The 7,473-nt window shown below is 57.8% G+C and carries 8 protein-coding genes and 1 pseudogene; 5 read left to right on the top strand and 4 right to left on the bottom strand.

The genetic code is table 11. From position 1 onward, the window contains the following. Positions 1-409: 409 nt before the first annotated feature. Positions 410-1,021 (bottom strand): NADPH-dependent F420 reductase, encoded by a 612-nt coding sequence (locus AC1DMK_RS30605; protein WP_477863983.1) that lies wholly within the window; start codon positions 1,019-1,021, stop codon positions 410-412. A 101-nt stretch (positions 1,022-1,122) separates the two neighbouring features. On the opposite strand from AC1DMK_RS30605, the gene AC1DMK_RS30610 reads away from it, so the two are divergent. Further along, positions 1,123-2,010, top strand: a complete 888-nt coding sequence (locus tag AC1DMK_RS30610; protein ID WP_477863984.1) for a LysR family transcriptional regulator — start codon at positions 1,123-1,125, stop codon at positions 2,008-2,010. A gap of 301 nt (positions 2,011-2,311) precedes the next feature. On the opposite strand, the gene AC1DMK_RS30615 is transcribed toward AC1DMK_RS30610, so the two are convergent. Further along, on the bottom strand, positions 2,312-2,863 hold the full coding sequence (locus AC1DMK_RS30615; protein WP_477863985.1) for an RNA-dependent RNA polymerase family protein: 552 nt from the start codon (positions 2,861-2,863) through the stop codon (positions 2,312-2,314). Positions 2,864-3,066: 203 nt separating this feature from the next. Between AC1DMK_RS30615 and AC1DMK_RS30620 the strand changes: the two are divergent. Continuing rightward, positions 3,067-3,222 (top strand): annotated as a pseudogene (locus tag AC1DMK_RS30620) (helix-turn-helix domain-containing protein); the annotation flags it as partial. 14 nt (positions 3,223-3,236) lie between these two features. Here AC1DMK_RS30620 and AC1DMK_RS30625 read toward each other — a convergent pair. Both AC1DMK_RS30625 and AC1DMK_RS30630 read right to left on the bottom strand, forming a co-directional pair. Then, the gene (locus AC1DMK_RS30625; protein WP_477863986.1) at positions 3,237-3,905 is read right to left on the bottom strand and encodes an HD domain-containing protein; all 669 of its coding nucleotides are present in this window, start codon (positions 3,903-3,905) and stop codon (positions 3,237-3,239) included. Continuing rightward, on the bottom strand, positions 3,898-4,629 hold the full coding sequence (locus tag AC1DMK_RS30630) for a glutathione S-transferase family protein (RefSeq protein ID WP_477863987.1): 732 nt from the start codon (positions 4,627-4,629) through the stop codon (positions 3,898-3,900). Before AC1DMK_RS30630 ends, AC1DMK_RS30625 begins: the two co-directional genes overlap by 8 nt. 394 nt (positions 4,630-5,023) lie before the next feature. Here AC1DMK_RS30630 and AC1DMK_RS30635 point away from each other — a divergent pair, with 394 nt between their 5' ends. From AC1DMK_RS30635 to AC1DMK_RS30645, 3 genes are all read left to right on the top strand, one after another. Continuing rightward, positions 5,024-5,617 carry a DUF6088 family protein gene (locus AC1DMK_RS30635; RefSeq protein WP_477863988.1) on the top strand — a complete coding sequence of 198 codons (594 nt, stop codon included), beginning with the start codon at positions 5,024-5,026 and terminating at the stop codon, positions 5,615-5,617. Further along, positions 5,610-6,623, top strand: a complete 1,014-nt coding sequence (locus AC1DMK_RS30640; protein ID WP_477863989.1) for a nucleotidyl transferase AbiEii/AbiGii toxin family protein — start codon at positions 5,610-5,612, stop codon at positions 6,621-6,623. Before AC1DMK_RS30635 ends, AC1DMK_RS30640 begins: the two co-directional genes overlap by 8 nt. A gap of 159 nt (positions 6,624-6,782) precedes the next feature. Next, positions 6,783-7,473 (top strand): IS6 family transposase (locus AC1DMK_RS30645; protein WP_477863990.1); only part of this gene is annotated, 691 nt, incomplete at its 3' end.

Genomic DNA, 7,473 nt, shown 5'->3' on the forward strand with positions numbered 1-7,473 from the left:
CCTTGGAGCAATGGTCAGGCGGAAGGTCAGATCAACCGCCTGAAGACGATTAAGCGCGCAATGTACGGCAGAGCGGGACCAGAGCTTCTCAGAGCGCGAATGATGCCGATCAAAATGGCCGATCTCCACACAAAGTGAGGAAGACCCCGTTTAAGTGCCAAACGACAAGTGTGTAAGGCTCGAGCGGGAAGATAACCTGCCCTTGGACAATCTCTTCCTCAATGTTTCGCCGGCGATGTCGGAGGCAGCATCACCGCCATTGGCGCGACGGCAAGCAGAGTCGTTGATCTCATCACCAATAGCAGTGCAGGCATGATCCTGGGCAGCAGACAAGGCCTCAGAGCCCTACTTCACCGTGCGCAGTGAGCACGGTGAAGTAGGGCTAGGTCTTGCCGGCCCTGGCTCAGACTTAGACAATAGCCCATTTCGGGGCAATGCCCGTCCCACGACCCAAACCGTAACCGAGGCGGATGTTGAGCATGCCCAGGGGTTCGAGCAGGCGAGCAGCGTCCAGCGAACCCGTCTTCTCGACCGCGAAGCCGGCATCCTTCACCAGCGCCGCGGAGGTTTCGACGGCGTCGTCGTCACCGGCCAGGAAGACCGGTATATTGACGGTCTGATCGGGGGAAGCAGCAAAAAGCTCGGCAAAGATCGTGTTGAAGGCCTTCACGACCTTCGCACCCTTCGCATTGCGCTGGATCTCTTCGGCGGCCGATGTTTCGTTTGCAAACAACAAGCCCGAGAAATCAGGCTTCAGAGGATTGGTGATATCGATTAGGATTTTACCCTCCAGCGCTTCCGAACCGGCGAACTCGAGCGCGGAGCCATAGGGCAATGCGAGCACCACGATGTCGGCTTCAGCTACCGCCGTGGCGATCGGGGCGCTCGAAGCGCCGATCTCCTCTGCGAGCGACTTTGCCGCAGCCTCATTGCGCGACGCGAGGATGAGRTCGCGCTTACCGGCAAGGCGGCGGGCCAAACCCGCACCCATATTTCCAGTTCCGATGATGGCAGTTTTCATGTGGTCATTTCCTTTGTCAGATTGAATGACCCGATATAGCCGACCACGATCCCGTCTTTAATGGCATTGAAGCGTGATACATAATTGCATAATAGTATCGAATGAACGACCTTGCCAATTTGAAGACCTACGTAGCCGTGGCGACGGCCGGCAGTTTTGCCAAAGCCGCCAGAAGGCTCAACCTGTCGCCCGCCATGATTGGCCGGCGAATTCAGGCTTTGGAGGCTGAGTATGGTGTCAAGCTGATCGAGCGCACCACGCGAACGCAACGGCTCACCGAGATCGGCGTCAGCTTTCTTGAGAAAGCAGGCCGGATCATCGATGAGCTGGAGGAGCTGAACGACATCGCCGGCCCGCAGAACCACGAGATATCCGGTCATCTGCGCATCAGCGGACCGACGACGCTCGGGGTAAAGCGGCTCACATCATCCATCGCCCGCTTTGCCAACCAGCATCCTGCTGTCAGCCTGGAGCTCAATCTTTCGGATCGCAACGTCGACCTGATTTCGGAAGGCTACGATCTAGCAATTCGGGTGGCGCACCTGCGGCCGTCTTCCTTGATCGCAAGAAGGATCGGCACCTATGGCTTCGTCTGCTGCGCCTCGCCCGCCTATCTCGATAAGAACGGTGTGCCGACCCATCCCGAGCAGTTGGAACAGCATCGCTGCATCCTAAGCCTCAATCTTGTCCCACGCGATCAATGGCATTTCGAAGGTAAGGACGGACAGATGCTGGCGGCAAAGATCAACAGCAATATCGGCATCGACAACGGCGAAGCCATGCGCGTTGCCGCGGTGGAAGGCGCTGGCATCGTCTACGCACCTGAGGTTCTGGTGGAGGACGACATCGGTGCCGGGCGACTGACCGAGGTGCTCGCCAATTGGGGCAAGTACAGTCTGCCGATCCACGCCGTTCATCCGTCACGGGAATTCGTGCCACGACGGGTTAAGGCAATCGTCCAATGGATCGCCGGGGATCTCCGTCGGTAGAGATCCCCGGCAGGCAGCTACGGCAGATCGCACACGGAGGTTACTTCCATTGCGTTCCGTTGCCGGCGGCGCAGCCGAACGGAGGCACGAGAAGATGTCGGACTAAAGGAGGCATTCCTACATAGTTCCGGAAATCTGGACGTAATTGCTCTTTTAATTCAAATGCGTAAGTCGCTTTTGGTGGTCTTTGCTAACTGCCGCGTTTTGGATCGTGGTCGAGTAGCTATGCCATTCGGCTTCGCCCTCACAGATCCGGGCGGGCGGATTTCCCGCACCCGGCTCTTCCCGAGAGTAACCCGCGTCATCTCCTGGCCTGCGCCCAAGTTCGAGTAATACGTGGGACTGGCAGCGCGAAGCGTGCGGTGAGGATTTCAAATTCCAACCAACTCATTCGCCGGCTCTTCTGACTTCGCCGCCTCAGGCAGCGGAACCATATGCGGCGTGTTTGCTGATAGAAACCGTTGAGCGCGGGATAGTTATGCGGCCTGCCGTAGTAGCCGTAGTGTCCACGCAGCACAGCGGCAAGCCACTTGTGCTGGGTAGTCAACGCCATGTGCATGTGCCGCCATGCTCCCTCGCGCAACGCCTTCGGCTTTCGCGTCAGGCGTTTCCCTTCCGTCTTGTGCTTTACGATAAACCTGCCATCACGGGTCACTCCACAATAGTGAATGAAGCCCAAGAAGGCGAAGGTCTCGGGCTTTCGCTCGCCACGCCGCTGCCGAGTCAAAGCCGCGAACCGGCCAAACTCGATCAGCCGCGTCTTACCTTCGTGGAGCGCCAGGCCAAAACTGCCTAGTCGCTCCTTGAGGGCCAGAAGCATATTCAGCGCGTCATCCTTGTTCTCGAAGCCCATAACGTGTCGGGCGAAATGAGAAACTGCCCCCCCTATTGCCTCACCGAAGAATGCTACCAAACGATTTGGCGGGTGGAAGAGCCGGCGTGATCGCCATCCAGTCGCCAGTAAGGATCTCAAGAGCCGTTTCCTGACGCCAGGCTTTCACCGCCATCTGCACCGTCCGCAGGCTTTTGTTCGTGAACCGTGTCTGATCGACGTCCGGCCGCCCCTCGACGCTGAACGACAAGCAGAAGCAAGATGTGCGCGACGATCTCGAGACAGGGATGAGCGTTTCGGCGATCGCCAGGAAATTCGTAACCAGCCGGCAGACTATCATGCGAATTCGCGACGAAGGTTCACGTCCCGCTCGGGCTTGAGGTACGATCAAAAGTTAGGATATTTGCGAATCTTGCTGTTCTTGCGGGGGTAAGCCATGCCGGATCCGCAAAGCAGAGATGTCGAAGCCATCCTCCGCGAGTTTTCTTTCCGCTTGGGCTCTTACAGCCTGAGCCAAATCCCGTAATGCCCGGTCATATGCGCACCGGTCATCCATCTTCGTATAAACCAGATCGTGTTCGATGGGCTCCCATGTGTCGATGCTTGCCAGATTATGCTGAGCCTGGACTTCGAGGTGATCGAGCGCCCGCGCGAGCCGCGCCTCCGTCGTGGTCGCGGCCTCGTACTCGTGCCACAGCGACGCAATGAGCCTGCCGCTCTCTTCGGGGAGCATCGCTTGAATCTCCGAAATGGCTGCCAGCTCCGCTTCCATCTTGGCGTTCCTGCGATCGGAGACCTCGAAAGCGGGAATGTCCCCAACCTTCACTTCTGCAAGATCATGCACAATGATGAGCTTGAGCACATGGCCGAGATCGACGGGATGTTCGAGGGTCGGCACCAGAGTGACGGCCATGAGCGCCATCATCCGCGTGTGTTCGGCCACGCTCTCTTGCCGGCCATTCGATAACCATGAATGGCGCAGCTCGGTCTTGAGACGTTCGGCCAGTGCAAAAAAGTCGAGCAGGGCAGCGGCGGCGGTTGGATTAAGAAGAGCATCAGACACCGACAATTTCCTCTTCGCCTACCAACGCCATCGACACCGCGCTTGCGGATGATCGCCCGAGCCCATCGTGCAAATCCAGACACCGTTCAAACCAGATGTTCACCGGGTCGTCTTCTTCCAGAACCTGAAACGTCGTTGTCGTCCTCACCCACTGGAAAGCCCCGAACACGACATAGTCGGGGAAGAGAGGCGAAGAGCCGCCAATAAATGACTGATAAGTCAACATCGAGCGCAGTGGCTCCAAGGCTAAGCGGAAGGCCGCAAGCTTCGTGCCGCGATCTCTTGCAACCTGTTCCAGTGTTCGCCCGAACTTAGCTTCGCGGCTTTTCCTGAAATAGGCGGCGCTTTCCGGTTCCGGAAGGCCAACTTCCTCCATCAGGGTCGCCACGCCGATATAGGGATGAAGCGTGAGCTGAGACCACCGCTCGATGAAACGGCCCATCGATCTGCCGCCATCGCCATCGAACAAGGCGGGGCGATCTGAATAAACTTCATCGAGGTAGAGCGCGATTGCAAAGGAATCGGCAATGACCCGCTCACCGTCGCGAATGACGGGGATGGTCTTGGAAACACCGTTCTCGACATGCGGCACACCGACAAAAGTCGTCGGGACGGTCTGGAATTCAAGCCCCTTGTGCGCAAGCGACATACGCGTTTTCCAGCAATGAGGGCTAAAGCGGATGTCCTCGCTGGAACCGACAGGATCATAGAGGATTATTGTCATTGCAATTCCTTGATGAACCGAAAGCATCGTGCCCTCAGCTAAGCCGCCGGTCGATACGAGCTTATGACGGCACTACCTCTTTGTAACAAAAGTCCCGAGTTTTGTTCGAATTTCGCACCTGATTTTTCGTTCACCAGGTTGGCCATTCTCGTAGCTCGGGCCGTGTGTGGCCTCCTTGAGGTTTTCGGGCCGATTTTCGCCTGAAGATGGTGTGCAGGCTCGATGGATTACTGGGTCCCGAGCCTAAGCGTACGATTTGGAGCAGCTCTTGTTCCGACCCCAAGAAGCAAAATGAAAAATTTCCTATCCAGACCTCCGTCGGAGAGAAAAAGGCGGGGGCCACCACATTGCAAACTGTCAGAAAACTGCATATATTTCTGACAGGAGAATTGCCATGCAACGACTGACAACACAGATCATGGCCTATGCCGAACAGCTGCCCGAGGGAACGGCGCTTTCCGCAAAGGCCTTCCTGCATTTGGGAAACCGTGCCGCGGTGGACCAGGCACTGTCACGTCTATATGAACGCGGCGAGCTCGTTCGGGCTGGTCGTGGGATCTATCTCAAGGCGATTAAGAGCCGCTTCGGGAGCCGACCGCCGACGGTCGAGCAAGCCGTCGAAGCAGTTGCACATCAGCGTGGCGAGGTGATCGTTTCGAATGGCGCTGCGGCTGCAAACTCGCTGGGACTATCCACTCAGGTTCCGATCCGGTCCGTCTACTTCACATCCGGCCGCAGCCGAACCATGACTGTCGGCAGCCAGACGGTTGAGTTGAAGCACGTGCCACGATGGCAGCTCGCCTTGGCGAACAAGCCTGCCGGCCTAGCTGTCCGCGCGCTGGCCTGGCTCGGTCCGGAAAAGGCCGAAGAGGCTCTTCCGAGCATCAAGCAGAAGCTTTCCGCAGAGGCGTTCGGCGAACTCGTTGCCGCCGCCCCTCAGTTTCCCAGCTGGCTTGCCCGCAGTGTCGGAAAGGCCGCTCATGGCTGAACAGTTTTCGCGACTGTCCCGGCAAGATCGACGAGAAGTTCTTGCGATCGCAGCGGAGAAAACTGGGCGGCCGATCCACCTCCTGGAAAAGGACACGTGGGTCGCCTGGGCGCTACAGACCCTTTATGAAACGACGCTCGGCAACCACCTTGTCTTCAAAGGCGGCACGTCCTTGTCGAAAGCCTACAACGCCATCCGCAGGTTTTCGGAAGATGTCGACCTGACCTACGATATCCGTGCGCTCGCTCATGATCTCGTGGGCGAGAACGAGGAGGCATTGCCGAAAACCAGAAGCGAGGAAAAGCGCTGGTCGAGCGAAGTCCGCAAGCGTTTGCCGGTCTGGGTATCCGAGACCGTGAGCCCGCTCATTGTCGATGCGATCAGCGCCCAGTCGCTTCCAGCCACCGTCCGGGTCGAAGCCGACAAGCTATTCATCGACTACGAAGCAATTGGTGGAGGGTCCGGCTATGTCGCCCCAAGCGTGATGCTGGAGTTTGGGGCTCGATCGACCGGAGAACCGGCAAGCGTTCGCGACATTTCATGCGACGCTGCAGGCCTTGTCGATGGCATCGAGTTTCCCACCGCGAGACCGCGGGTCATGCATGCCGAACGCACGTTCTGGGAAAAGACGACGGCGATCCACGTCTTCTGTCTGCAGGAACGGCTCCGCGGAGAGCGCTTTTCACGCCATTGGCACGATATCGTTCGCCTCGACGATATAGGCATCGCCGATAGCGCAATCGCTGACCGCGAGCTGGCCAAGTCCGTGGCCCAGCATAAATCGATGTTTTTCGCTGAGAAGGCGGCTGACAAAACGCCGATTGACTATGAAGCGGCTGTGGGCGGGGGGTTGCAGCTGACGCCCTCCGGCGAAGGGAGGGCGGCTCTCGAACAGGACTACGCCCGGATGCTGGAAGACGGCCTTCTTCTTGATGAGGCCGAGACCTTCGACGAACTCCTCGCGCGATGCGCAAAAATCCAAGAAAAGGCCAATGCCAGCGGCTGAGAAAAGCGTCCATGATCGCGGGAAGCCAACTGAAATGACAATTCGCGCGATGGCTGACTCGTGATCTTCAACCGCTACACCACCTATCGGCCCGGCCTTTTCGCTCGTCGGTGATGTCAGGTTAACGCACGATCAGTATCGGCCTGATATCCGGGGAGCATGACCCGATCGCCCGTCAGTTATAAACGTCACCGCTTTCTCATTGCCCATGCGGTTTGGCTCTATTTCCGGTTTCCGCTCAGCCTGCGTCTGGTCGAGGAAATGCTGCTGGAGCGCGGGATCATTGTTTCTTACGAGACGATCAGGTGTTGGGCCAAGAAGTTTGGTCCGGACTATGCTCGTCGTCTGCGCAGGAAACAGCCAAGCTCAAGCGACATTTGGCACCTGGACGAAGTCGTCATAACCATCGCCGGCAGGAAACACTGGCTCTGGCGTGCCGTCGATCAGGATGGCTATGTGCTCGACGAAATCGTTCAGAACCGCCGCAATACCAAGGCTGCCAAACGCTTGCTTGTTCGTCTGCTGAAAAAGCAGGGCGTTGCGCCAAAGCGGATGATTACCGACAAGCTGCCATCTTACGCCGCCGCAAAACGCCAGATCATGCCAACCCTYGAGCACCGTTCTCACAARGGGTTGAACAATCGAGCGGAAAACTCGCATCTGCCGCTGCGAAAACGGGAGCGGGTGATGCAAACATCTCGATCTACTGGAAGCCTTCAACGGTTCCTCTCAGCTTTCTCCGCGGTCCGCAATCTCTTCGTGCCGCCTCGGACAAAACGCACCGCGCTTGTACTCCACCTGCACCGCATAAGCGCGTTTGCGCACTGGAAGTCCGTCACCGCTGTTACCC

The organism is Rhizobium sp. 05L419, from assembly GCF_056397845.1.

Bases quoted from the DNA above. Each gene is read 5' to 3' on its own strand.
- AC1DMK_RS30610 (WP_477863984.1), top strand. From the start codon at position 1,123: ATGAACGACCTTGCCAATTTGAAGACCTACGTAGCCGTGGCGACGGCC.
- AC1DMK_RS30615 (WP_477863985.1), bottom strand. From the start codon at position 2,863: ATGGGCTTCGAGAACAAGGATGACGCGCTGAATATGCTTCTGGCCCTC.
- AC1DMK_RS30630 (WP_477863987.1), bottom strand. From the start codon at position 4,629: ATGACAATAATCCTCTATGATCCTGTCGGTTCCAGCGAGGACATCCGC.
- AC1DMK_RS30635 (WP_477863988.1), top strand. From the start codon at position 5,024: ATGCAACGACTGACAACACAGATCATGGCCTATGCCGAACAGCTGCCC.
- AC1DMK_RS30640 (WP_477863989.1), top strand. From the start codon at position 5,610: ATGGCTGAACAGTTTTCGCGACTGTCCCGGCAAGATCGACGAGAAGTT.